21 protein-coding genes are annotated in these 22,400 nt (G+C 65.2%); 15 read left to right on the top strand and 6 right to left on the bottom strand.

The annotated features are described in order from the left end of the window. The first annotated feature begins 123 nt into the window (after positions 1 to 123). Together SR882_RS02900 and SR882_RS02905 are read left to right on the top strand one after the other, a co-directional pair. On the top strand, positions 124 to 2,364 hold the full coding sequence (locus SR882_RS02900) for a penicillin-binding protein 1A (RefSeq protein WP_322521853.1): 2,241 nt from the start codon (positions 124 to 126) through the stop codon (positions 2,362 to 2,364). 56 nt (positions 2,365 to 2,420) lie between these two features. Beyond that, entirely contained in the window at positions 2,421 to 3,023 is a 603-nt protein-coding gene (locus SR882_RS02905) for a hypothetical protein (RefSeq protein WP_322521854.1), read from the top strand. 120 nt (positions 3,024 to 3,143) lie between these two features. Here the strand turns inward: SR882_RS02905 and hemE are convergent, their stop codons facing one another. The 4 genes from hemE to rpsU all read right to left on the bottom strand — a co-directional run bounded on the left by hemE (position 3,144) and on the right by rpsU (position 6,405). Further along, a complete protein-coding gene (gene hemE / locus SR882_RS02910) occupies positions 3,144 to 4,208 on the bottom strand; it encodes a uroporphyrinogen decarboxylase (RefSeq protein WP_322521855.1) in 1,065 nt (354 codons plus the stop codon). A gap of 5 nt (positions 4,209 to 4,213) precedes the next feature. Beyond that, positions 4,214 to 5,623 (bottom strand): FAD-dependent oxidoreductase, encoded by a 1,410-nt coding sequence (locus tag SR882_RS02915; protein WP_322521856.1) that lies wholly within the window; start codon positions 5,621 to 5,623, stop codon positions 4,214 to 4,216. A 91-nt stretch (positions 5,624 to 5,714) separates the two neighbouring features. Then, a complete protein-coding gene (locus SR882_RS02920) occupies positions 5,715 to 6,164 on the bottom strand; it encodes a GatB/YqeY domain-containing protein (RefSeq protein WP_322521857.1) in 450 nt (149 codons plus the stop codon). Between the two features lie 25 nt (positions 6,165 to 6,189). Beyond that, positions 6,190 to 6,405: a 30S ribosomal protein S21 gene (gene rpsU, locus SR882_RS02925; RefSeq protein WP_125199564.1), complete on the bottom strand. Its 216-nt coding sequence runs from the start codon at positions 6,403 to 6,405 to the stop codon at positions 6,190 to 6,192. A gap of 169 nt (positions 6,406 to 6,574) precedes the next feature. Between rpsU and tsaD the strand changes: the two genes are divergently transcribed. Then, entirely contained in the window at positions 6,575 to 7,618 is a 1,044-nt protein-coding gene (gene tsaD, locus SR882_RS02930; protein WP_322521858.1) for a tRNA (adenosine(37)-N6)-threonylcarbamoyltransferase complex transferase subunit TsaD, read from the top strand. On the opposite strand, the gene plsY is transcribed toward tsaD, so the two are convergent. Beyond that, positions 7,608 to 8,273: a glycerol-3-phosphate 1-O-acyltransferase PlsY gene (gene plsY, locus SR882_RS02935; protein ID WP_322521859.1), complete on the bottom strand. Its 666-nt coding sequence runs from the start codon at positions 8,271 to 8,273 to the stop codon at positions 7,608 to 7,610. The two genes, tsaD and plsY, sit on opposite strands and share 11 nt — an antisense overlap. 77 nt (positions 8,274 to 8,350) lie before the next feature. Between plsY and SR882_RS02940 the strand changes: the two genes are divergently transcribed. The 9 genes from SR882_RS02940 to SR882_RS02980 all read left to right on the top strand — a co-directional run bounded on the left by SR882_RS02940 (position 8,351) and on the right by SR882_RS02980 (position 18,669). After that, positions 8,351 to 9,043 carry an alpha/beta fold hydrolase gene (locus tag SR882_RS02940; protein WP_322521860.1) on the top strand — a complete coding sequence of 231 codons (693 nt, stop codon included), beginning with the start codon at positions 8,351 to 8,353 and terminating at the stop codon, positions 9,041 to 9,043. 103 nt (positions 9,044 to 9,146) lie between these two features. After that, on the top strand, positions 9,147 to 9,995 hold the full coding sequence (bioC, locus tag SR882_RS02945) for a malonyl-ACP O-methyltransferase BioC (protein WP_322521861.1): 849 nt from the start codon (positions 9,147 to 9,149) through the stop codon (positions 9,993 to 9,995). A gap of 249 nt (positions 9,996 to 10,244) precedes the next feature. Continuing rightward, positions 10,245 to 11,702: a cytochrome-c oxidase, cbb3-type subunit I gene (ccoN, locus tag SR882_RS02950; RefSeq protein ID WP_322521862.1), complete on the top strand. Its 1,458-nt coding sequence runs from the start codon at positions 10,245 to 10,247 to the stop codon at positions 11,700 to 11,702. Positions 11,703 to 11,720: 18 nt separating this feature from the next. Then, positions 11,721 to 12,455, top strand: a complete 735-nt coding sequence (ccoO, locus tag SR882_RS02955; RefSeq protein ID WP_322521863.1) for a cytochrome-c oxidase, cbb3-type subunit II — start codon at positions 11,721 to 11,723, stop codon at positions 12,453 to 12,455. 63 nt (positions 12,456 to 12,518) lie between these two features. Further along, positions 12,519 to 12,716 (top strand): cbb3-type cytochrome oxidase subunit 3, encoded by a 198-nt coding sequence (locus SR882_RS02960; protein ID WP_322521864.1) that lies wholly within the window; start codon positions 12,519 to 12,521, stop codon positions 12,714 to 12,716. Further along, on the top strand, positions 12,697 to 13,617 hold the full coding sequence (gene ccoP / locus SR882_RS02965) for a cytochrome-c oxidase, cbb3-type subunit III (protein WP_322521865.1): 921 nt from the start codon (positions 12,697 to 12,699) through the stop codon (positions 13,615 to 13,617). Before SR882_RS02960 ends, ccoP begins: the two co-directional genes overlap by 20 nt. A 247-nt stretch (positions 13,618 to 13,864) precedes the next feature. Then, the gene (gene ccoG, locus SR882_RS02970) at positions 13,865 to 15,289 is read left to right on the top strand and encodes a cytochrome c oxidase accessory protein CcoG (RefSeq protein WP_322521866.1); all 1,425 of its coding nucleotides are present in this window, start codon (positions 13,865 to 13,867) and stop codon (positions 15,287 to 15,289) included. Positions 15,290 to 15,362: 73 nt separating this feature from the next. Continuing rightward, on the top strand, positions 15,363 to 16,163 hold the full coding sequence (locus SR882_RS02975) for a FixH family protein (protein WP_322521867.1): 801 nt from the start codon (positions 15,363 to 15,365) through the stop codon (positions 16,161 to 16,163). Positions 16,164 to 16,197: 34 nt separating this feature from the next. Further along, positions 16,198 to 18,669, top strand: coding sequence for a heavy metal translocating P-type ATPase (locus tag SR882_RS02980; protein ID WP_322521868.1), 2,472 nt, complete (start codon positions 16,198 to 16,200; stop codon positions 18,667 to 18,669). Between the two features lie 27 nt (positions 18,670 to 18,696). Here SR882_RS02980 and SR882_RS02985 read toward each other — a convergent pair whose 3' ends face one another. Then, positions 18,697 to 19,185 carry a Crp/Fnr family transcriptional regulator gene (locus SR882_RS02985; protein ID WP_322521869.1) on the bottom strand — a complete coding sequence of 163 codons (489 nt, stop codon included), beginning with the start codon at positions 19,183 to 19,185 and terminating at the stop codon, positions 18,697 to 18,699. 297 nt (positions 19,186 to 19,482) lie between these two features. On the opposite strand from SR882_RS02985, the gene glyA reads away from it, so the two are divergent. The 3 genes from glyA to ribD are packed head-to-tail and all read left to right on the top strand — an operon-like array spanning position 19,483 to position 22,396. Beyond that, a complete protein-coding gene (gene glyA, locus SR882_RS02990; protein WP_322521870.1) occupies positions 19,483 to 20,745 on the top strand; it encodes a serine hydroxymethyltransferase in 1,263 nt (420 codons plus the stop codon). A gap of 21 nt (positions 20,746 to 20,766) precedes the next feature. Then, complete coding sequence (gene nrdR / locus SR882_RS02995; protein WP_125199577.1) at positions 20,767 to 21,267, top strand: transcriptional regulator NrdR; 501 nt, start codon at positions 20,767 to 20,769, stop codon at positions 21,265 to 21,267. A 37-nt stretch (positions 21,268 to 21,304) separates the two neighbouring features. Beyond that, positions 21,305 to 22,396, top strand: a complete 1,092-nt coding sequence (ribD, locus tag SR882_RS03000) for a bifunctional diaminohydroxyphosphoribosylaminopyrimidine deaminase/5-amino-6-(5-phosphoribosylamino)uracil reductase RibD (protein ID WP_322521871.1) — start codon at positions 21,305 to 21,307, stop codon at positions 22,394 to 22,396. The last annotated feature ends 4 nt before the right edge of the window (positions 22,397 to 22,400 follow it).

Genomic DNA, 22,400 nt, shown 5'->3' on the forward strand with positions numbered 1-22,400 from the left:
AAGATTATTTCCTATCTAGTTGGTTTGGGGTTGATTCTGGCCCTTGCTGGCGCTGGTGTCCTGTATCATGTTTACAACACCCAATTGCCCAGTGTCGACGAGTTGGGCGAGGTGCGATACCAGATGCCGATGCGCATCCACGACCGTGAGGGCGGCTTGATCGCGGAATTCGGCAACCAACGCCGTTTCCCGGTCTCCTACGAGCAACTCCCGCCGGTCGTGGTGGATGCGTTCGTCGCCGCCGAGGACGATCGGTTTTTCGAGCACATCGGGGTGGACTTCCTGGGGCTGGCCCGAGCCGCCGTCGAACTGGTGCGTACCGGCGAGAAGTCGCAGGGCGGCTCGACCATTACCATGCAGGTGGCGCGCAACTTTTATCTCGGGCGGGAGAAGACCTATACCCGCAAGCTTTACGAGATCCTGCTGGCGGTGAAGATCGACCGGGCCTTCAGCAAGGAAGACATCCTTGCGCTTTATCTGAACAAGATCTTCATGGGGCACCGGGCTTACGGCGTCAAGGCCGCTGCCCAGATCTACTTCGACAAGGATCTGCCGGAGCTGACGGTCGCCGAAGCGGCCATGCTGGCGGCTCTGCCGAAGGCCCCCTCGACGACCAATCCCGTCAGCGATCCCGAGCGCGCCTTGGCGCGCCGCGCCTACGTGCTGGGGCGCATGCTCAAGCTGGGCCAGATCGACCAGGCCACCTTTGATCGCTCGATCGATGAGCCCTTGCCGGGACGCCTGTACACCTCGTCCGAGATCGAGACCCCGGCGCCTTACGCCGCGGAAATGGCGCGGCGCGACCTGGTCGAGAAGTACGGGCAGGAAGCCTACGAGATGGGCCTTGCCGTGCACACGAGCATCGATCCCGACGCGCAGCGGTCCGCGACCCGCGCCTTGCGCCAGGCGCTGATCGACTACGATCGACGCCACGGGTACCGCGGCCCGGAGTCCGACTGGAGTGAGTGGCTTGAGGATCGCGAGGCGCTGGAGAAACAGTTGGCGAACACCAGTCGGGTCGGCGGCCTGCTGCCGGGTGTGGTGCTGCAGGTCAACGCGGCCGAGGCGAGCGTGCTGGTGCGAGATGCGGGTGAAGTGATCCTCGACCTCGACTCGATGCGCTGGGCCTGCGAGTACCAGGCCACCGATCGCTGCGGGCCGAAGCCCAAGGCGGTCGACGAGGTGCTGGGCCGGGGTGATCTGATTCGGGTCGAGCCGATCGAGTCCGGTGACGGTGTGGCTTATCGGTTGGCGCAGATTCCCGAAGTGACCGGGGCGTTTGTTGCGCTGGACCCGGCCAGTGGGGCGATTCGCGCCATGATCGGTGGTTTCGACTTCTTCCACGACAGTGAATTCAACAACGTCCTCCGGGCCGAGCGTCAGCCCGGTTCGGGGTTCAAGCCCTACCTCTACTCTGCGGCGCTTGATCAGGGATTCACCTGGGCAAGCATGATCAACGACTCGCCGGTCGTGGTGGAGGATGGCGTCCGTCAGGGCATTGACTGGCGCCCAAGCAACTACGGTCGCAGTTTCGGTGGCATGCGTCGCATGCGTGACGCCCTGACGCGTTCGGTGAACCTGGTTTCCATCCGCCTGGCGCAGGCCGTCGGCACGCCGATGGTCCTGGAATATGCCGGTCGTTTTGGCTTGCCGGTGGAGAACTGGGAGCCGACCCTGTCGATGGCCCTGGGCAGCTATACCCTGACCCCGCTGGACCAGGTCGCCGGCTTCGCCGTGTTTGCCAATGGCGGCTACCGCGTCACCCCGTTCCTGATCACCGAGCTGGACAATCCGGACGACGGCGTGATCGACTCGCACCCGGCGGTCAGCCTCTGCGACAGCTGTCCGATCGATACGGCTGACCCGAGTCTGGCCCCGCGTGTGATATCGGCGCAGAACGCGTTCCTGATGCGTTCGGGGCTCAGGGGTGTCGTCCGCGAGGGGACCGGTGTGCGTGCCTGGCGGGCGCTGGAGCGCGAAGACATCGGCGGGAAGACCGGTACCACCAACGACCAGCGCGACGCCTGGTTCACCGGCTTTGGGCCCGGTTGGGTGGCCACCGCCTGGGTGGGATTTGCCGACAACAGTGAACTGGGCCGGCGCGAGACGGGCGGCAAGGCGGCGCTGCCAGCGTGGATCGACTTCATGCGCGACGTGCTTCCGCCGCCCGGAGCGGCCGAGGAGCCGCCGGAGGGGGTCGTTACCGCCTGGATCGATCCGGACAGCGGCAAACGCTTGCCCGAGGGGCATCCCGGGGCGATCCGCGAGTATTTCGACTCGACCAACCCGCAGGCGGATCTTCCCGAAAAGGATGCGGCGGCCGCGTCGGGCACGTCGCGTGAGGTGATCGACAACCTGTTCTGAGCGTTGAGGGGTGGCCAGTCTCGACCCGGCGCCCCAACGAATGAGGAGAGTGCGACATGGGGCCGGCTTCACTGGAACTGTTGCGTTGTGCGGCGCGTCATGCGGCCGACTCGCCCGGCCAACCCCGCCGTGATTCGTTGCGTCTTGCGGCGGATGAGCTGGGCGAGACCCTCGATCCACGTTTTCGCGCCGCGGACCTGGAGCGGCTCGAGCTGGAACTGGGGCATTACCAGGCGACCTTTCGCCCCGAGCAACGAGAACAGTTGGCGACGCTCCGGCGAGCGGCGCTCGAGGCGATGACCTTTTTTGCCCAGTTTCGGCCGCGGCTGGTGGGTGACGTGCTCACCGGCACGGCCGACGACTATTCCCCCATCGTCTTGCAGTTGTTCGCCCCGACCCCCGAGCGTGTGATCGAGTGCCTGCTCGGTCACGACATCCCGTTCGAGGAATCCGAGACCCGCTATCAATACCCCGACGGCCGGCAGGAGCGGGTGTCGGTATTCGCCTTCGGTGCCGGTGACGATCACATCGTGCTGGAGGTCTTTCCCGAGGAGCGGCTGCGCGAGACGCCACTGGTATCCGGTGGGGCCAAGTTGCGCCGCGCCTCCCGGCGGCAAGTCGAGGCGCTGATGCAGGAAGGGGTGGCAGGCACGCACTGACAGTGTCGGTTGCCGGAACCCCCGACAGGCTCAAGGGCGTTTTTCGATCACTGTCGCAGCAATGAAAATGCCCCCGGCGAAACCGGGGGCATTTCTGGTTGAGTCGGGGTGACGCCCGGGTCAGTCGCGCGCGCTCAGGCGGTGCACCGCGTCGACCAGGACCTTTACCTTGTCCGGGTTGACGTGCTGGTGGATGCCGTGGCCGAGGTTGAAGACGTGGCCCGGATTGGGGCCGAATTCTTCCAGGATGCGAGCCACTTCGCGCTCGATCACCTCGTCCGGTGCGTACAGTACGCTCGGGTCGAGGTTGCCCTGCAGGGCGACGCGATCGCCGACCCGCTTGCGGATCGTGTCGAGATTCACGGTCCAGTCCAGACCGATGCCGTCGGCGCCGGTGTCCGCAATCCACTCGGCCCACTGGCCGCCGCCCTTGGTGAACAGCGTGACCGGCACGTAGCTGCCGTCCGGACGTTCGCGGTTCAGGCCGTCGACGATGCGCTGCATGTACTGCAGCGAGAAATCACGGTAGTCGTGCGGGGCGAGCACGCCGCCCCAGGTGTCGAACACCATCAGCGACTGCGCGCCGGCCTCGATCTGGGCGTTGAGGTAGTCGGTCACCGCGTCGGCCAGCCGGCCAAGCAGATCGTGCGCCGCCTTCGGGTCGCTGTAGACCAGACCCTTGACCTTGGCGAAGTCCTTGGTGCCGCCACCCTCGACCATGTAGGTCGCCAGTGTCCACGGGCTGCCGGTAAAACCGATCAGCGGTACGCGACCGTCGAGCGCCTGACGGATGGTGGACACGGCGTTCATCACGTAACCGAGATCCGATCCCATGTCCGGCTTGGGCAGGCGAGCGATGTCGGCGGCCGAGCGCACCGGGCGTTCGAACACCGGACCTTCGCCGGCAACGAACTTGAGTCCCAGCCCCATGGCGTCGGGGATGGTGAGGATGTCGGAGAACAGGATGGCCGCGTCGAGGTCATAGCGCTCCAGCGGCTGGAGGGTGACCTCGCAGGCCAGGTCGGCCGAGCGACACAGGTCCATGAAGCTGCCGGCGCGTTCGCGCGTGGCGCGGTATTCCGGCAGGTAGCGACCCGCCTGGCGCATGATCCAGATCGGGGTGCGATCGACGGGCTGGCGCGCCAGTGCGCGTAACAGGCGATCGTTCTGCAGCGGAGCGGTCATGAAGCTTATACGTCCAGGTAGTCGAGGATGCCGAAGGCCGCGTTGCGCCCCTCGAAGACAGCGGTGACCACGAGATCCGCGCCGCGCACCATGTCGCCGCCGGCAAAGATCTTGGGGTTGCTGGTCTGGAATTCCGGCTTGTTCTGGTCCTTGTGAACCATCACGCGGCCGCTGGGGTCGAGTTCGATCTTCTGGTTCTCGAACCAGTCGGCCGGGGAGGGACGGAAGCCGAAGGCGATCAGCACGGCGTCGGCCTCGACCACCTGCTCGGAGCCCTCGATGGCCACCGGCCGGCGGCGACCGCGCTCGTCCGGCTCGCCCAGGCGGGTCTCGACGAACTTCACACCGGTCACCTGTCCGCCTTCGCCGAGCACCTCGACCGGCTGCAGGTTGAACATGAAGTGCGCGCCTTCCTCGCGGGCGTTCTTCACCTCGCGGCGTGAACCAGGCATGTTGTCCTCGTCACGACGGTAGACGGTCGTCACCTTGGCCGCACCCTGGCGCAGCGAGGTGCGGGTGCAATCCATCGCGGTGTCGCCACCGCCGAGGACCACCACGCGCTTGTCCTTGACGTTGATGTAGGGGTAGTCACCGCCAAAGTCGAGCTGGTGATTGGTGTTGCCGATCAGGAAGGGTAGCGAGGCGTGTACGCCCTCGAGATCCTCTCCCGGGAAGCCGCCTTGCATGGCGTTGTACGCGCCCATGCCCATGAATACCGCGTCGAATTCGCCCAGGATGTCATCGATGGTGATGTCGCGGCCGACCTCGGTGTTGAGGCGGAATTCGATGCCCATGCCCTCGAAGATCTCGCGACGCGTCTGCATCACGTGCTTCTCGAGCTTGAACGACGGGATGCCGAAGGTGATCAGGCCGCCGATCTGCGGATGGCGGTCGAACACGACCGCCTGGACGCCATGGCGCGCCAGGATGTCTGCGCAACCCAGGCCCGCCGGGCCCGCGCCGATCACGGCAACCCGCTTGCCGGTGGGCACCACGTCGGACATGTCCGGACGCCAGCCCATCTTGAACGCCTCGTCGGCGATGTATTTCTCGACCGAGCCGATGGTGACCGCGCCGAAGCCGTCATTCAGGGTGCAGGCGCCTTCGCAGAGCCGGTCCTGCGGGCAGACGCGACCGCAGACTTCCGGCAGGGAGTTGGTCTTGTGGGCCATCTCCGCGGCCTCGAGCAGATTGCCTTCGGCGATCAGCTTGAGCCAGTTGGGGATGTAGTTGTGGACCGGGCACTTCCATTCGCAGTACGGATTGCCGCACTCCAGGCAGCGATCGGACTGTTCGGCCGCGTGATCCGGGGTGAATTGCCCGTAGATTTCGTTGAACTGTTGGACGCGTTCCTCGGCAGGAGTGGTCTCCGGGTCGCGTCGCGGCACGTTCAGGAACTGGAAAGTCTCGCCCATGGCTGGTTCTCGAATTGATGGTTCGGATCAACGCGGTGCCCGGGGTAGGGGTCCGACGGTGCGGACCGCGGCCCGGGGCGATCCCCGTGGCTCAGGCCGAGAGGCGGGAGCGGACGGCCTGACTGACGGCGGCCATGTCGGCCCGTCCGGCCAGGCGTTCGCGGGCCGTCTTCATCACGGCCCCCATCTGGCTCAGGTCAGTGGCCTGCTCGGCGGCGATGATCTCGGCCACCGCGGCCTCGATTTCCTCGGGGGACAGCGGCTGAGGTAGGTAGGTCTCGATGATCGCGAGTTCGGCTTCCTCGATGGCCTTGAGGTCATCGCGACCGGCGGACTCGTACTGGGCGATCGACTCGCGGCGCTGCTTGGCCTGCTTGGTCAGGATCGCCATGGCCTCGTCTTCCGAGACCTCCCGGCGCTCATCGATCTCCCGCTGCTTGATCGCGGCGATCAGCATGCGGATGGTGGCCAGACGCGACTTTGCGCCGCTCTTCATGGCCGTCTTCATATCGGCGGTCAGGCGCGCCTTGATCGTGCTCATGCGGTAGTGGCCGTCACAAGTGCGATCAGTACAAGCGAACGCGACGCGCTTGTTCCTTCGAGAGGCGCTTCTGGTTGCGCTTCACGGCAGCGGCGGCCTTGCGCTTGCGGGCGGCCGTCGGCTTTTCGTAGTACTCACGCTCGCGCATCTCGCTGATGATGCCGGCTTTCTCGCAAGAGCGCTTGAAACGACGAACTGCTACCTCGAAAGGCTCATTTTCCCGAACACGTACAGAAGGCATGAATGCGTTCCACCTCGTTGATTTGAAACTGAAATGTTTGGCTTCGGACCCACGCGGCCCAAAATAAAAGGTGTTGTAGTATAAAGCGTTGCCCGAGGTGTGCAAGAGGCAAATGCCAGCACAGGCGGCGCCTTCGGGATTACTAATGATGTGGTGAGGAGTATCGCGCGTGCGCGTATTGGCAATCGAGAGTTCCTGTGACGAGACCGCCGTGGCCTTGTTCGATGGCGGCAGCGGTGAGTTGTTGGCCCATCGCGTCCATTCCCAGACCGATGTGCATGCCGAATACGGTGGGGTGGTTCCGGAGCTCGCGGCTCGTGATCACATGCGTCGCCTGCCCAGTCTGACCCGCGCCACGCTCACCGACGCGGGTCTGGGCTATGACGTCATCGATGCGGTTGCCTACACCGCCGGTCCGGGGTTGGCCGGCGCCCTGATGACGGGGGCGGCGTTTGCCAAGGGTATTGCCGCCAGTCGCGGGTTGCCGGCGCTCGGCGTCAATCACCTGGAAGGGCATATCCTCGCGCCGTTGCTGGGTGATGACCCGCCGGCATTCCCTTTTCTCGCCTTGTTGGTGTCCGGCGGGCACAGCCAGTTGATCGAGGTGCGCGAGGTGGGTGACTACCGGCTGCTGGGCGAGAGCATCGACGATGCGATCGGCGAGGCGTTCGACAAGTCGGCCAAGCTGATGGGGCTGGGTTATCCGGGCGGGGCGGCCTTGTCGCGCCTGGCCGAGCAGGGTGACCCGACCGCGGTGCCCTTCACCCGGCCGATGGTCAATCGGCCCGGCCTGGACTTGAGCTTCAGCGGGTTGAAAACCGCGGTGGCGAACGCGATTGCCGCTGGTCACGCCCACCAGGACGTGGCGGCCTCGTTCGAGCGGACGGTGATCGACACCCTGGTGATCAAGCTCACGCGGGCACTGGACCAGACCGGTCTGGATCGCCTGGTGGTCGCCGGTGGGGTGGCGGCCAATCGGCCCCTGCGGCAGCGACTGGTCGAGATGATGGCCGATCGGCGCGGCGCGGTGCATTTCCCCGAGATCGAGTTGTGCACCGACAACGCCGCCATGATCGCGTTGGCGGGGTACCGTCGGCTTGCCGCCGGCGAGCGCGACGCCCAGCCGGGGTTCCGCGTGCGCGCCCGCTGGCCGCTGGCCGAGCTCGAGTTGCCGGGGGCGCTGGTGGGTTCGACGGTGGCCGTCACTCCTTGATCGACGAGTCGGATTTTTCGCCGATGCGGGGTTCCTCGCCGCGCATCAGCCGGCGGATGTTGCCGTGGTGGCGCAGGATGAGCAGCAGGGACATCAGCGAGATCGCCAGGGCGATGAACGGTGGGGCGATGAAGGTGGCCAGGGTCGCGGCCACCACTGCGGCAAACAGGGCGGACAACGAGGAATAGCGCGTTGCCCAGGCGGTGCTCAGCCAGCCGACAATGGCGAACAATCCAATCAGTGGTGCCATGGCGAGGATCGCGCCGGCGGCAGTCGCCACGCCCTTGCCGCCCTTGAAGCCGAAGAACACCGGATACAGGTGCCCGAGGAAGGCAAACAGGCCGGCGGCACCCATTGCCGCCTGGTGCGACGCGCCATCGACGGCCAGGCCGGCGACGATCACCGGGGCCAGGCCCTTGAGGAGATCGCCGACTAACGTGACAATGGCCGCCTTCTTGCCGCCCAGGCGCAGGACGTTGGTCGCGCCCGGATTGCCCGAGCCGGCCGAGCGCGGGTCCGGCAATCCCAGCAGGCGCGCCGTGATCACCCCGGTGGACAATGAGCCAACCAGGTAGGCGGCGACGGCGATGATGAGCAGAAGGGGCCAGTCGAGGGCAGTCAATTGCTGAATCCGGGGTTTGAATGGGGGCGTCATTATCACGGTCCGATGGCTTGCTCGCAAACCACGGCGATGCGGTGGGGCCTCAAGCGTGTGGCGCAGGAGCGTGACGCGTGAGGCGCGATGCCCCCTCCGCCATGACGGCCTCGGTCGGGCTGGTTGCCGGCTGGTCCTTTCCCGCGACGGTGTTTGATCCGCTGGTGCGCCGGTTGCCCGGTAACGAGGTGGTGGCCTTCGACTGGTCCACGTTTTCGGCCGACTGGCTTGGACCGGATGGACCGGAGTGCGCGGAATTGCCGCCGAGCCCCGCGGTCTGGGCGGGGTGGTCATTGGGCGGCGCGTTGCTGCTTGAGGCCGTGCGACGGGGAATCATTCGGCCCGCGCGGCTGGTGTTGATCCAGGCCACGCCGCGTTTCCTGACGGGGGATGATGGTTGGCCCGGGGTGAGCCTGGGCGACTGGCAGGGCCTGCGGCGAGCGGCGGGGCGGCAGCCCCTCGCGGCTGCCGCCGCCTTCCGGCGTCGCTTTGACCTCCCGGATGCGCCCGCCACGTCCGAACGGCTGGCCGCCGGCGACGGTCTCGACTGGCTGGCCCGGCTGGATCTTCGACGGACGCTTGCCGCCATCGATGTGCCCGTCGACATCTGGTTGGCGCCCGACGACCCGCTGGTGCCGGTCGACTGGCCGCGGCACCTCGACCTGCCCCCGCATGTGCGTGTGCACCGGTTCGAGCAGGGTGGGCACGCCGAATGGCTCGACCATCCGGACTTGCTGGTGCCCTCATTGATCCGTCCTGCTCGCCGTTGACCCGGGTGCCCGTCGGCGGGCTGAGTAGCGCGTTTGCCGCGGCGCCTAGTCCCAACCGTCGCGGCTTCATACACAAGTTCAATCGTGAGCTCCTTTCGATAGCATGTCTGCCTTGCCCTCCTTTGACCTGCGCCGCGTCCGTGACCGGTTCAACCGCGCGGCGTCCGACTACGACCGGCATGCGGCCGTTCAGCACGAAATTGGTCGGCGGCTCGATGAGCGCTTCGACTGGTTGAAGCTCGATCCGCAGCGGATTCTCGACCTGGGGGCGGGGACGGGGCAGATGGTTCGAGCCATGCGTGCGCGTTATCCGCATGCGGATGTGACGGGGCTCGATCTGGCGGATCGCATGTTGCGACACCTGCCCCGACGACACTGGTGGTCGCCGCACCGTGCGGCGGTGGCCGCCGACATGCACGCCCTGCCGTTTGCCGGCGGCAGCATGGATGTGGTGGTTTCGAACTTTGCCCTGCAGTGGAGCGATCGACCCGCGGCCCTGTTCGGTGAGGTGGCCCGGGTGAGTGCCTCGGGTGCGCCGTTCGTCTTCACCACGCTGGGGCCGGATAGCCTTCAGGAGATCCGGCGCGCCTGGGCGGCGGTCGACCCGACGCCCCATGTACACCAGTTTCTCGACATGCACGATCTTGGCGATGCGCTGGTCGCGGCGATGCTGGCCGATCCGGTGATGGATCGCGAGATGGTCACGGTGACCTACCCCACGGTTGATGCCCTGCTGGCCGATTTGCGGGGGGTGGGCGTCGGCAATGCCCAGGCGGGGCGCGCCGCGGGGATGACCGGCCCCAAGGCCTGGCGCCGCTTCCGGGAGGTGTTGGCCGCTCAAGCGGTCGACGGTCGCATCCCGCTGAGTTACGAGATCGTCTACGGCCTGGCGTGGGGGACGGGGGTCTCGCCGATGGCCGAGGGGGCGCACGGCCGGGTGGGTGCCAGTTGATGGCCAGTTCGGGGGGCGTGTCGCACTTTTGCAACAGATAAAACTTGTGTGTTCAGCGATCAGCTTTGCTTATCCGTGGGCGGAATGGCCGCTAACTGCTTGAAAGCGCGTCCCGCGCGCCCTTTGCGGGCGAGTAAATTAGTAAATTCATAGGTTTTTGTCGGCAGGGGATTCGATTATGATTGCCGCCCGAGAAAAAGGGTCTGGCCGCCGCGGCCGGGATGAACCTAAAAGTCTGGAGGGGTCACGATGTCCACCAATGCAGTGCCGGTAGCTACCGAGCAGTACAATTACGGCATCGTCAAGAAGTTCGCCATCATGGCCATGATTTGGGGCGTGTTGGGGATGCTTGCCGGTGTCTATATTGCCAGTGAGCTGGCATGGCCGTTTTTGAACTTCAATATCGCCGAGATCACCTTCGGTCGGCTGCGCCCGGTGCACACGACGCTGGTGATCTTCGGCTTTGGTGGTAGTGCGCTGTTCGCGACGTCCTATTACATCGTGCAGCGCACCTGTCAGGCGCGTCTCTGGGGCGGCAAATTGCTGCCCGAGCTGACCTTCTGGGGCTGGCAGTTGGCACTGGTGCTGGGCGTGATCACCTACATGGCCGGCTACACGCAGGGCCGTGAGTACGCCGAGTTCATCTGGCCGATCGACCTGCTGATCACCGTGGTCTGGGTGATCTACTTCGCCGTCTACGCCATGACGCTGGTCAAGCGCAGCCAGCCGCACATCTACGTGGCCAACTGGTTCTTCATGGCGTTCATCCTCGCCACCGCCCTGCTGCACATCTTCAACAACCTGCAGGTGCCGGTCGCCTGGAACAGCCTCGAGTCCTACGCGCTGTTTGCCGGCGTGCAGGATGCGATGACGCAGTGGTGGTACGGCCACAATGCCGTCGGCTTCTTCCTGACCGCCGCGTTCCTCGGCATGATGTACTACTTCGTGCCCAAGCAGGCGGGTCGCCCGATCTACTCCTACCGCCTGTCGATCGTGCACTTCTGGGCGCTGTCATTCCTCTACATGTGGGTTGGTGCTCACCACCTGCACTGGACCGCGCTGCCGGACTGGGTTTCCACCCTTGCCGCCACTTTCTCGATCCTGCTGCTTCTGCCCTCCTGGGGCGGCATGATCAACGGCATCATGACCCTCTCGGGTGCCTGGGAGAAGCTGCGCACGGATCCGATCATGCTGTTTTTGATCACCTCGCTGGCCTTCTACGGCATGTCGACCTTCGAAGGTCCGATGATGTCGCTCAAGTCGGTCAACGCCCTGTCGCACTACACCGACTGGACCGTGGGTCACGTGCACTCCGGCGCACTGGGCTGGGTCGCGATGATCACCATCGGCTCGTTCTATCACCTGATCCCGCGGCTCTGGGGCACGACGCTCTACTCGACCAAGCTGGTGTTCGTCCACTTCTGGCTGGCCACCATCGGCGTGGTGCTCTACATCGTCGCGCTGTGGGTCGCCGGTATCGGTCAGGGCCTGATGCTGCGTGCCTTCGATGAGTACGGCAACCTTGCCTACACCTTCATCGAGACGGTGTCCTTCCTGCACATCCCGTACGTGGTACGTGCCATCGGTGGTGCCTTCTTCCTGTCGGGCATGCTGCTGATGTCGTACAACATCTACATGACGATCTCGGGTGCCCGTCAGCCGGCATCCGATGAAGGCCGCGACGCCGTTGCCGCCGCCGCACGCTAAAGGATTGAGGTCAAGCGAATGAAACACGAAAGCATTGAAATCAACTCCGGCCTGCTGATCGTCCTGACACTGGCGGTCATCAGTATCGGGGGGCTGGTCGAGATCGTCCCGCTGTTCCACATCGAGGAGACGGTCGAGGACGTGGACGGTGTCCGCCCCTACACGCCGCTGGAGCTGCGCGGCCGTGACATCTACGTGAAGGAAGGGTGCTACACCTGCCACTCGCAGATGATCCGTCCGTTCCGTGACGAGCAGCTGCGCTACGGGCACTACTCGCTGGCCGCCGAGTCGCAGTACGACCATCCGTTCCAGTGGGGCTCCAAGCGCACCGGGCCTGACCTGGCCCGCGTGGGTGGCAAGTACTCCAACGAGTGGCAGACCCAGCACCTGGTCAACCCGCAGTCGCTGGTGCCGGAATCGATCATGCCGGGCTACCCGTGGTTGCTCGAGAACGAACTGGACTACAGTCAGATCGAGGGCCGCATGGTCGCGCTCAAGCGCGTCGGCGTGCCGTACTCGCAGAGCCAGGAAGAGTACGACGCCAACGTCGAGCAGTTCGGTGCCGACATGGCCGACAAGCTCCACGTCTCCAACGCCACCGACGTGCTGGAAAGCCAGGCCGCGGCGCAGAACTGGGACGGCGACCCGAACCGCATCACCGAAATGGATGCCCTCGTGGCTTACCTGCAGATGCTGGGCACGATGGTCGACTTCTCGAAGTATGAAGACGGCCACTTCAACCAGTTCCGTTGATACTGAAACGGCCACCGTCGAGGTGATCTCTTGATTGGCGATATTTTTGCGTGGTTGGGTGACATGGAGAACAGCAAGCCGTTGGCGCTGATCCTGTTCTTCGGCACGTTCGTCGGCATCATCCTGTACGTCTACACCGGCAAGCGGCGCAAGCAGCGGCTGGAGTCGTACAAGGACATCCCCTTCATGGACGACGACGAGCTCGACCCGACCCAACAAAAGAAACAACAGGTGAAGAAAGATGAGTCAACCGGAAAATAAGAAGGGGCAGGTCGAGACCACCGGGCACGTCTGGGACGGCGATCTGCGCGAATACAACAACCCCCTGCCACGCTGGTGGCTGTGGGCGTTCTACGTCACCATCGTTTTCTCGGTGGTGTACTGGATCCTCTACCCGGCCTGGCCGTATGGCGACAGCTACACCAAGGGCATCAACACGGTCGAGTACACCGTGGAAGGTGAGGACGGTGAAGAGAAGACAGTAAGCGAGCACTGGAACACCCGTGCCCTGTTCACCCGCGACATGCAGTCGAGCCCGTCGGCGCTCGCCCAGAAGGAGTGGGTCGGCAAGGTCGAGAACATGAGCTTCGAGGAAATCGAGCAGGATCCGGATACGCTGCAGTTCGCCATGTCGATGGGGAACTACACCTTCGGTGACTATTGTGCCGCCTGTCACGGCGCCGGCGGTCAAGGCAAGATCGGCCTGTTCCCGAATCTGGCCGACAATGCTTGGCTCTACGGCAGCTCCTACGAGACCATCGTCAACAAGATCAATAACGGCATTCAGGGCATGATGCCGGCCCAGAACGTCCCGGAGGATACGATCGACGACCTGGCCAAGTACGTGCTGAGCCTCTCGGGTAACGCCGAGATCAGTGGCGAGGCGGCAAGCCGTGGCAAGCAGGCCTTCGCCAGTTGCGCCGGCTGTCACGGTGCCGAAGGCAAGGGTAACGAGGCCATGGGCGCGCCAAACCTGGCCGATGCCATCTGGGGCGTTGCCGACGTGCCGGGCTGCGGCGATGACACCGCCTGCAAGGTCGACGAGATCAAGCATGTGGTCAACAACGGTATCCAGCGCCAGATGCCGGCCTTCGGTGATCGTCTGACCGAAACCCAGGCCCGCATGCTCGCCATCTACGTTCGCCAGATGGGCGGGAATTGATCAGCGATGGCTGACCACTGACGGCGCTACATCGTCGTTCGCGATACTCGGAGACACCGGCCGTTTGGCCGGTGTTTTTTTTGGGATATGGGGCGGGGCAGGGTGGATTTGACCCGATCGCGGGGCGACCGAGGACGCGGTGGCGACCACGGAATACCGCTTGCCGTGAAATATTATCTTTGGGTTTAGAGAAAAACCCTATGGGATATAAGATATTCCCCTGCGCATCCATTTCGGAGACCGACAGATGGCTCATCACGACGATCCGAGCTACCCGGCTGACCCCTTGTACCAAGCCCGTGAGCCGATTCATCCCAAGGCGATCCATGGCCGGTTTCGCCGGTTCAAGGATCTGGTGCTGCTGCTGGCCTACGGCGTGTTCTTCTTGCTGCCGTGGGTGCGCTGGGAGCGCAGTGTCGGGCCGGATCAGGCCGTGATGTTCGATATCCCCTCGCGGCGGTACTACCTGTTCGATCTGGTTATCCACCCGCAGGACATGTTCCTGCTGGCCGGTTTCCTGATCCTGGCGGCGTGGCTGCTGTTCTTCGTCACGGGGCTGGTCGGCCGGGCGTTTTGCGGTTACTTCTGTTTCCAGACCCTGTGGACCGACGTGTTCATGAAGGTCGAGGCCTTGGTGCAGGGAGATCGCAACAAGCGCATGCGGCTGGAGAAACAGCCCTGGAACGGGGAGAAGATCGCCAAGAAGGGGATCACCGTGGCCATCTGGACGCTGATCGCGTTCTGGACCGGCTTTACCTTTACGTCCTATTGGGCCGATGCGCCGCAGCTGTTCGTCAACTTCTTCACTCTGGAGGCGGTCGGCGCGGCGTATATCACCACCGGCATCCTCACCGCGACCACGCTCCTGGCCGCCGGCTTCGCCCGCGAGCAGGTCTGCATCTACATGTGCCCCTACGCCCGTTTCCAGAGCGTGATGTTCGACAAGGAAACCCTGCTGGTCTCCTACGACGCCGGGCGCGGCGAAGGCGAGGCTGGTCGGCAGCCGCTCCATAAAGGGCTGATGACCCTCGAGGAGCGCCATGCCCAGGGCGTGGGTGACTGCATCGATTGCAACCTTTGCGTGCAGGTCTGCCCCACCGGGATCGACATTCGTGACGGGTTGCAGCTGGAGTGCATCTCCTGCGGGCTGTGCATCGATGCCTGCGATCAGATCATGACCAAGCGCGGCTGGCCGACCGGCCTGATCCGTTACGCCTCGGAGCAGGAGCTGGAGACCGGCGAGAAGCCCAACCTGCTCAAGTTCCGCACCATTGGTTATGGTCTGGCCACCATCGCGGCGACTGTGCTGTTGCTCTACGGCATCTTCGCGCGCGCACCGGCTGACATATCGGTGGAACAGGTGCGCCAGCCGTTGTTCACCATGCTTGCCAGCGGCGACATCCAGAACAACTACAACGTCAAGATTAACAACAAGCTCCAGGAGCCGTTGGCATTCGATCTGACAGTGGTCGGGCTGCCGGACGCGCGGGTCAGCGTGGTGGGGGATTTCGAATCGCTCGAGCTGCCGGCGGACGGCTCGCGCAAGTATCTGGTGCATGTGCGCGCCCCGAGTGATGCGCAGGTGGACCGTCGCGAGATACAATTCATCCTCACCGAGGAAAATGGACTCGTCGAACCGCTGGAACATGACGCCAGCTTCGTGTTCCGCTAATCACCCGCATTCACGTAACCCCGCCGACAGCGGCCGTTGGCGGGGTGCCAGTACCCAACCGGATTCCTGAACCATGGCTGTATTGCTGCCTGCCGCCCTCGGCATGACCATCATTCCGATGCTGTTCTTCCTGCTGCGCTGGCGCTTTCCCAGCGCCGGGCGTCAGATCGCGTTCATCCTGGGCGTCTTGTCGCTCGCGGCCTATGCGCCCTACGCCATCATCAACTGGCCGGGGCTGGACGTGGTGGCAATGGTGGGCGCGATCCTGGTGATGACCGCTTTCATTCTCGGATTCATTTCGCCGCCCAAGCACGCCGAGTCGCAGAAGATGGCGTTTCACCGCGGTCCGGCGACCATCATTGCCTTCTTCGCGGTCATCATCCTGCTCGACTCGATCTTCCTGACCATCGCGACCACGGGGCTGAGCGAGAACGTGGCGCGCCAGATTCTGCCCGAGCCTCAAGGTGGGCCGGTGGCAACCTCCTTCTTCCCCGGTACGGTCGCTCACGATTATCAGGAAAAGGTGCGTGCGTTCGAGGCCTACGATGCGGCGCGTGAGGAGCAGTCTGAGCGCGGCTGGCAAGTTCAGCGGGGTTGGATGGGGGAGGCGGTTGTTGGCCAATCGACCCCGTTCCGGATCCAGGTGCGCGATGGCCAGGGCAACCCGGTCGAGGGCGCCGAAGCGACAGCCCGGTTCCTCCGCTTTTCAAGCCAAAGCCTCGATTTCTCGCGGCGCCTCGAGGAGATCGATCCCGGTGTCTACCAGGCCGATGTCACGCCGTCGCGCCCCGGGCGATGGGAAGTGATTGTCGACGTCCGCCGTGATGGCGAAACCCACCAATTGCGTGGCATGACCGACGTCGCGGCCCGCTGATCATCGGGGGTCGCGTGAGAAGCCTGTTCGTACGATGTCGGTCGATCCGTTGAACGAGCCTCGCCCCGAGACCGCCCAGTCCGAGAGCGCGGCAACATGCTTCCATTGTGGTCTGCCCGTGCCCACGGGCTCGGACTACCGCGTTCGTGTGCTGGGCGAAGATCGCGACATGTGTTGTCCCGGCTGTCAGGCGGTCGCCCAGGCGATCGTCGAGGCCGACATGGAGGAGTACTACCGTCACCGCACGGAGGCCTCGCCCCGGCCGGACGACGACCTTGAGCGCGTGCTCGAGGAACTGGCGATCTACGATCGCCCCGAGATGCAGAAGTCGTTCGTCGCCAATCGCGAGGGCGACAGGCGCGAGGCATCGCTGATCCTCGAGGGCATCGTCTGTGCGGCCTGCATCTGGCTGTCCGAGCGCCATGTCCGCCAGTTGCCCGGGGTGGAATCCTTCTCGGTGAACTTCACCACGCACCGTGCCCAGGTAGTCTGGGACAATACCCAGGTGCAGCTCTCCGAGATCCTGCGGGCGATCGCGGCAATCGGCTATCGCGCCTATCCCTACGACCCCGATCGCCAGGACCGTGTCTACCGGCGCGAACGCCACGACATGATGCGTCGTCTGGCGGTCGCCGGACTGGTCTACCTGCAGGTGATGATGATCTCGCTGTCGCTGTACTTCGGCGACTTCCTCGATCTCTCCGATGACCTGCGCTACTTCTTCTGGTGGGTCAGCCTGGTGCTGTCCACGCCCATTGTCCTCTACTCCGGCCAGGCCTTCTTCCGTCCGGCCTGGCGCGACCTAAAGCAGCGTCGCGTGAGCATGGACCTGCCGGTGTCGATCAGCATCCTGCTGGCCTACTCCGGTAGCGTCTACGCGGTGTTGACCCACAGCGGCGAGGTGTACTTCGACTCGGTCACGATGTTCATCTTCCTGCTTCTGGCCGGACGTTTCCTGGAGCAGGGCGCGCGCCACAAGGCGGGTGAGCTGGCCGAATCATTGAACAAGCTGGTGCCGCAGGTGGCGAACCGCTTCGAGGCCGATGGGTCGGTGACGGTCATCCCGGCGTTCGACCTGGCCCCGGGCGACCGTATCCTGGTGCGCCCCGGCGGGCCGGTGCCGGCCGACGGCGTGGTGATCGAGGGCGAGAGCGGCATCAATGCCTCGATGCTCACCGGCGAGAGCCTGCCCGAGTTCAAGCGCGCCGGGGATCGCGTCTCCGCCGGCACCGTCAATACCGAAAGCCCGTTGGTGGTCGAGGTCGACAAGGTCGGTCAGGACACCATGGTCTCCTCGATCGTCCGCCTGATCGACCGGGCCCAGTCACAAAAGCCGCGGATTGCCGAGACGGCCGACCGCTTCGCGCGCAAGTTCGTCATTGCCCTGCTGATTACTACCGCGCTGGTCACGGCGGCCTGGCTGGTTATCGACCCGACCCGCGCGTTCTGGATCGCCGTGGCGATTCTGGCCATCACCTGCCCCTGTTCGCTGTCACTGGCCACGCCCGCGGCGATCGCGGTGGCGGTGGGTCGCCTGACCCGTTCGGGGCTGCTGGTCACCCGGGGACGAGCGCTGGAGGGCCTTGCGCGGGTCACCCATGTGGTGTTTGACAAGACCGGCACGCTGACCACCGGCGAGTTGACGGTGCGCGACGTGGCGTCCTTGGCCGATGTCGAGTCCGCGCGCCTGGCGGATATCGTCGCGGCGCTCGAGCAGTACGCCGATCACCCGGTCGGCCGGGCGTTGTCCGCCTGGGGCAATGAACACGCGGCTGGAGAGGCCTATGCGGTCACCCAGGTCGAGAACGCCAGCGGTCGTGGCGTGACCGGCTGGATCGACGGTGAACGCTTTGCGGTCGGCAATGCCCGTCTGATGGACGATCTGGTTGTGGATCTGCCCGAGCCGCAGGCCGCGGTCGACGAGCTGGTGGTCTGGGTGGCGCGTGGTCCGCAGGTGATCGCCCGCGCCGTGCTGACCGACCGGTTGCGCGACGATGCCGTCGAGGTGGTCGAGCGTCTCAAGGGGCAGGGTGTGTCGGTCTGGCTGCTTTCCGGTGATCACCCGGACCGGGCGGCCATGATCGGGCAATTCCTGGGCGTGGATCATGCCGAGGGCGGCCTGTTGCCGGAAGACAAGATGGATCGCGTGGCCGCGTTGCAGGCCGACGGTGGTCGGGTGCTGATGGTCGGTGACGGCGTCAACGACGCGCCGGTGCTCGCCTGCGCGGACGTCTCCATGGCGATGGGCGGCGGGACCGCGGTCGCCAAGCACAGCGCGGACATGGTGCTGCTCAACGACCGCGTCGCCGAGACGGCCTTTGCGGTGGGCTATGCGCGGCGAACCATGGGCGTGATCCACCAGAACCTGACCTGGTCGGTCTGGTACAACGCCATCGCGATCCCGATCGCCGCGCTGGGCTTCGTTCAGCCCTGGCTCGCGGCCATCGGCATGTCGGTCAGTTCGATTGCCGTGATCGGCAACGCCCTGCGCCTGCGACGAGGGTAGGGCGGAGTAGCCACCCGGGGTGGAGTCTTAACCACCCATGCTGTGGATGTATTGGTTGAGCTGGGCGACGTCGGTGCTGGTGCGCCGGTAGAGGTGGTCGAGGCTGACGATCGCGTACTCGAGCAGCAGCACGGTAAACACCGGGTGCTCGAGGCGCAGCCGGTTGTATTTCTCTCGCGGCAGGCGGAGCAATCGCACCGACGAGCGCGCCCGCATGCGGACATTGCGTGGCTGGCGGTCGAAGAAACTCATCTCGCCGAGCATCTCGCCAGCGTGGATCTGGCCCACCGGCACCTCGTTGGTGGTCGGGCCGACGATCAGCTCGGCCGTGCCGTCGAGCAAGAAGTAGAGCGATTCACCCACTTCACCGATGTCGGCGATGATGTGGCCGCGATCGATGATCTCGAAGTCGCAGAAATCGAGGAACGCACTGACCTCGGCGTGGGTGAGGATCTGCGTGTCGACGTGTCGGGCGAGAAAGTCGACCAGGGCGTCGCGGTCGTTTTCGGTCATCATCGCTTGAATGCTCCCATGCCGTTTGCGGGGAAGTTGGGTTCCTTGGAGGGCTTCCATTGTCGCGAGCCGGCGCGGTTTTGTCGATCCTCGGGTGGCCACCGGTCGCCATGACGCGGATTCATGCCGTTGTTGCAACGCGCTCCCATCTGCCAGGGGAGGCGACCGATCGCAACATGCTAGAATTCGCGGCATTGTTCGGTCGCCCTCGATAATGCTCGGGGCGGCCGCTTGTCTTTCCGACCCGACCAGCGTGCGGGCCGAGCCGAATTTGATCTCACCTTTTTCAGGAGCCGATTCATGTTTGCCAAGTCCATGACCATCGCGGGCTACGACCCGGAACTTGCTGATGCGATCAACGCCGAGGTGCGCCGCCAGGAAGATCACGTTGAGCTGATCGCCTCGGAGAACTACGCCAGCCCGCGCGTCATGGAGGCCCAGGGCTCCGTGCTGACCAACAAGTACGCGGAAGGCTATCCCGGCAAGCGCTACTACGGTGGCTGCGAGTACGTCGATGTGGCCGAGCAGCTGGCCATCGATCGGGCCAAGGAGCTCTTCGGCGCGGACTACGCCAATGTCCAGCCGCATTCGGGCTCGCAGGCAAACGCCGCGGTGTTCCAGGCACTGGTCGAGCCGGGTGACACCGTGCTGGGCATGAGCCTCGACGCCGGCGGTCACCTGACCCACGGCGCCAAGCCCAACTTCTCCGGGCGCATCTACAACGCGGTGCAGTACGGCATCGACGACGAGGGCTACGTCGATTACGACGAGGTCGAGCGTCTGGCGAAAGAGCACAAGCCGAAGATGATCATCGCCGGCTTCTCCGCCTACTCGCGCGTGATGGACTGGGCCCGCTTCCGCGAGATCGCCGATGCGGTGGGTGCCTACCTGATGGTCGACATGGCCCACGTCTCGGGCCTGGTCGCCGCCGGCCTCTACCCGAACCCGGTGCCGCATGCCCACGTGGTCACCTCCACCACGCACAAGACCCTGCGCGGTCCGCGCGGCGGCATCATCGTGGCCAAGGCCAATCCGGACCTGGAGAAGAAGTTCCAGTCGCGCATCTTCCCCGGCTCGCAGGGCGGCCCGCTGATGCACGCGATCGCCGGCAAGGCGGTGGCCTTCAAGGAGGCGATGGAGCCGGAGTTCAAGACCTACCAGCAGCAGGTGATCGACAACGCCCGCACCATGGCCGAGGTATTCGTCGAGCGCGGCCTGGAAGTGGTCTCCGGCGGCACCGACAACCACCTGTTCCTGGTCAGCTTCGTCAAGCGCGGCCTGACCGGCAAGGCGGTCGACGAGGCGCTGGGCAACGCTCACATCACCGTCAACAAGAACGCCGTGCCCAACGACCCGCAGTCGCCGTTCGTCACCTCCGGCATCCGTGTCGGCACCGCGGCGATCACCACGCGCGGCTTCGGTACCGAGGAGAGCCGTGATCTGGCCGGCTGGATGTGCGACATCATCGATGACATCGAGAACGACTCGGTGATCGAGGCGGTGCGCGAGAAGGTCACCGCGCTCTGCCGTCGCCTGCCGGTCTACGAGGCCAACCGGGCCTGATTGGCCGGACCGGGGCTCGCCATGCGTTGCGCGATTTGTGGCAATGACGACACCCGCGTGATCGATTCGCGGGCGATCGACGCGGGTGAAGGCATCCGCCGCCGGCGTGAATGCGCCGCCTGCGGGCAGCGCTTCACTACCTACGAGCGGGCCGATCGGCAGATGCCGAGGGTGGTGAAGTCCAATGGGGCGCGCCAGAACTTCGACGACCGCAAGCTGCGCGACGGGCTGATGCGGGCGCTGGAGAAGCGACCCGTGCCGACGCGACGCGTCGAGGAGGCAATCGAGCAGATCGAGCGCCAGCTGCGCAGTCGCGGCGAGCGCGAGATCGCCGCCCGCGAGATCGGCGACATGGTGATGGCCCAATTGCGTCGGCTCGACCACGTCGCCTACATCCGCTTTGCCTCGGTCTACCTGAGCTTCGACAGCGTCGAGGCCTTCCGTGACGCGATCGAATCGCTGGCCAATGACGTGATCAGCGACCCGGATCACCAATTGCCCCTGATCGGCGATGCCAACTAAGGGCCGCCCCACGGCGACGGCCGCGGATCGGCGCTGGATGACCCACGCGCTAACCGTGGCCGAGCGTGGCCGCTATACCACGTCGCCCAATCCGCGGGTGGGCTGTGTGCTGGTCCGTGATGGCGCGATTGTCGGCGAGGGCTTCCACGCCCGCGCCGGCGAGCCGCACGCCGAGGTGCATGCCCTGCGGGCCGCTGGTGAGCAGGCACGTGGGGCCACGGCCTATGTGACCCTCGAGCCCTGCAGCCATGTCGGTCGAACGCCGGCCTGTGCCCCGCAACTGGTCGAGGCCGGTGTGGTCCGCGTGGTCACGGCGATGAGCGATCCCAATCCGCAGGTGGCCGGTCGTGGGCACGCCATTTTGCGCGAGGCCGGGGTCGAGGTGGTCGAGGCGATCGCCCCGGCGGCGGCCCGAACGCTCAACCCGGGATTCGTCTCGCGCATGGAACGCGGGCGGCCCTGGGTGACGGTCAAGGTGGCCCAGTCGCTCGACGGGCGCAGCGCGCTGGCCAGTGGCGAGAGCCAGTGGATCACGGGTGAGGCGGCGCGCCGCGACGTGCAATTCCTGCGTGCCCGCCAGTGCGCCGTGCTCAGCGGCATCGACACGGTGCTGACCGACAGCGCCCGGCTGAATGTGCGCCTGGCGGCAGACGATCTCGGCATCGAGGGCGAAGTGCGCCAGCCGGTGCGTGTGGTGCTCGATTCGGGGCTGCGACTGCCGCCCTTCGCCGCGATCTTCGATGCAGCGGGGCCGATATGGATTTACACCCGCGATGCGACCGACGGGGTGCATCACGAGGCCCTGCTCAGGCGCGAGGCAACCCTGATCGAGGCGCCGGCCGCGCCCCGCTTGGGTCTGGACCTCGACTTCATCCTGGCCGACCTGGCGCGGCGGGAAATCAACGAGGTGCTGGTCGAGGCTGGTGCCAAGCTCGCCGGGGCGTTTGTTGCAGCCGGGCTGTGCGACGAGCTGGTCGTCTACCAGGCCCCGATGCTGCTCGGTCACCAAGCCCGTCCCGCACTGGCGCTGCCCGAGCCGGCGGCGCTGGCCGATGTCAGGCGCTGGACGCTGGTCGACGAAACGCGCCTGGCAGACGACCTGCGCCTGACCCTGCGCCCGGTGCGCTAGTTCA

The organism is Guyparkeria halophila (genome assembly GCF_034479635.1).
Taxonomy (GTDB): Bacteria; Pseudomonadota; Gammaproteobacteria; order Halothiobacillales; family Halothiobacillaceae; genus Guyparkeria; species Guyparkeria halophila.

Bases quoted from the DNA above. Each gene is read 5' to 3' on its own strand.
- SR882_RS02900 (WP_322521853.1), top strand. From the start codon at position 124: ATGCCGATGCGCATCCACGACCGTGAGGGCGGCTTGATCGCGGAATTC.
- SR882_RS02905 (WP_322521854.1), top strand. From the start codon at position 2,421: ATGGGGCCGGCTTCACTGGAACTGTTGCGTTGTGCGGCGCGTCATGCG.
- hemE (WP_322521855.1), bottom strand. From the start codon at position 4,208: ATGACCGCTCCGCTGCAGAACGATCGCCTGTTACGCGCACTGGCGCGC.
- SR882_RS02915 (WP_322521856.1), bottom strand. From the start codon at position 5,623: ATGGGCGAGACTTTCCAGTTCCTGAACGTGCCGCGACGCGACCCGGAG.
- SR882_RS02920 (WP_322521857.1), bottom strand. From the start codon at position 6,164: ATGAGCACGATCAAGGCGCGCCTGACCGCCGATATGAAGACGGCCATG.
- rpsU (WP_125199564.1), bottom strand. From the start codon at position 6,405: ATGCCTTCTGTACGTGTTCGGGAAAATGAGCCTTTCGAGGTAGCAGTT.
- plsY (WP_322521859.1), bottom strand. From the start codon at position 8,273: ATGACGCCCCCATTCAAACCCCGGATTCAGCAATTGACTGCCCTCGAC.
- bioC (WP_322521861.1), top strand. From the start codon at position 9,147: ATGTCTGCCTTGCCCTCCTTTGACCTGCGCCGCGTCCGTGACCGGTTC.
- ccoN (WP_322521862.1), top strand. From the start codon at position 10,245: ATGTCCACCAATGCAGTGCCGGTAGCTACCGAGCAGTACAATTACGGC.
- ccoO (WP_322521863.1), top strand. From the start codon at position 11,721: ATGAAACACGAAAGCATTGAAATCAACTCCGGCCTGCTGATCGTCCTG.
- SR882_RS02960 (WP_322521864.1), top strand. From the start codon at position 12,519: ATGGAGAACAGCAAGCCGTTGGCGCTGATCCTGTTCTTCGGCACGTTC.
- ccoP (WP_322521865.1), top strand. From the start codon at position 12,697: ATGAGTCAACCGGAAAATAAGAAGGGGCAGGTCGAGACCACCGGGCAC.
- ccoG (WP_322521866.1), top strand. From the start codon at position 13,865: ATGGCTCATCACGACGATCCGAGCTACCCGGCTGACCCCTTGTACCAA.
- SR882_RS02975 (WP_322521867.1), top strand. From the start codon at position 15,363: ATGGCTGTATTGCTGCCTGCCGCCCTCGGCATGACCATCATTCCGATG.
- SR882_RS02980 (WP_322521868.1), top strand. From the start codon at position 16,198: ATGTCGGTCGATCCGTTGAACGAGCCTCGCCCCGAGACCGCCCAGTCC.
- SR882_RS02985 (WP_322521869.1), bottom strand. From the start codon at position 19,185: ATGATGACCGAAAACGACCGCGACGCCCTGGTCGACTTTCTCGCCCGA.
- glyA (WP_322521870.1), top strand. From the start codon at position 19,483: ATGTTTGCCAAGTCCATGACCATCGCGGGCTACGACCCGGAACTTGCT.
- nrdR (WP_125199577.1), top strand. From the start codon at position 20,767: ATGCGTTGCGCGATTTGTGGCAATGACGACACCCGCGTGATCGATTCG.
- ribD (WP_322521871.1), top strand. From the start codon at position 21,305: ATGACCCACGCGCTAACCGTGGCCGAGCGTGGCCGCTATACCACGTCG.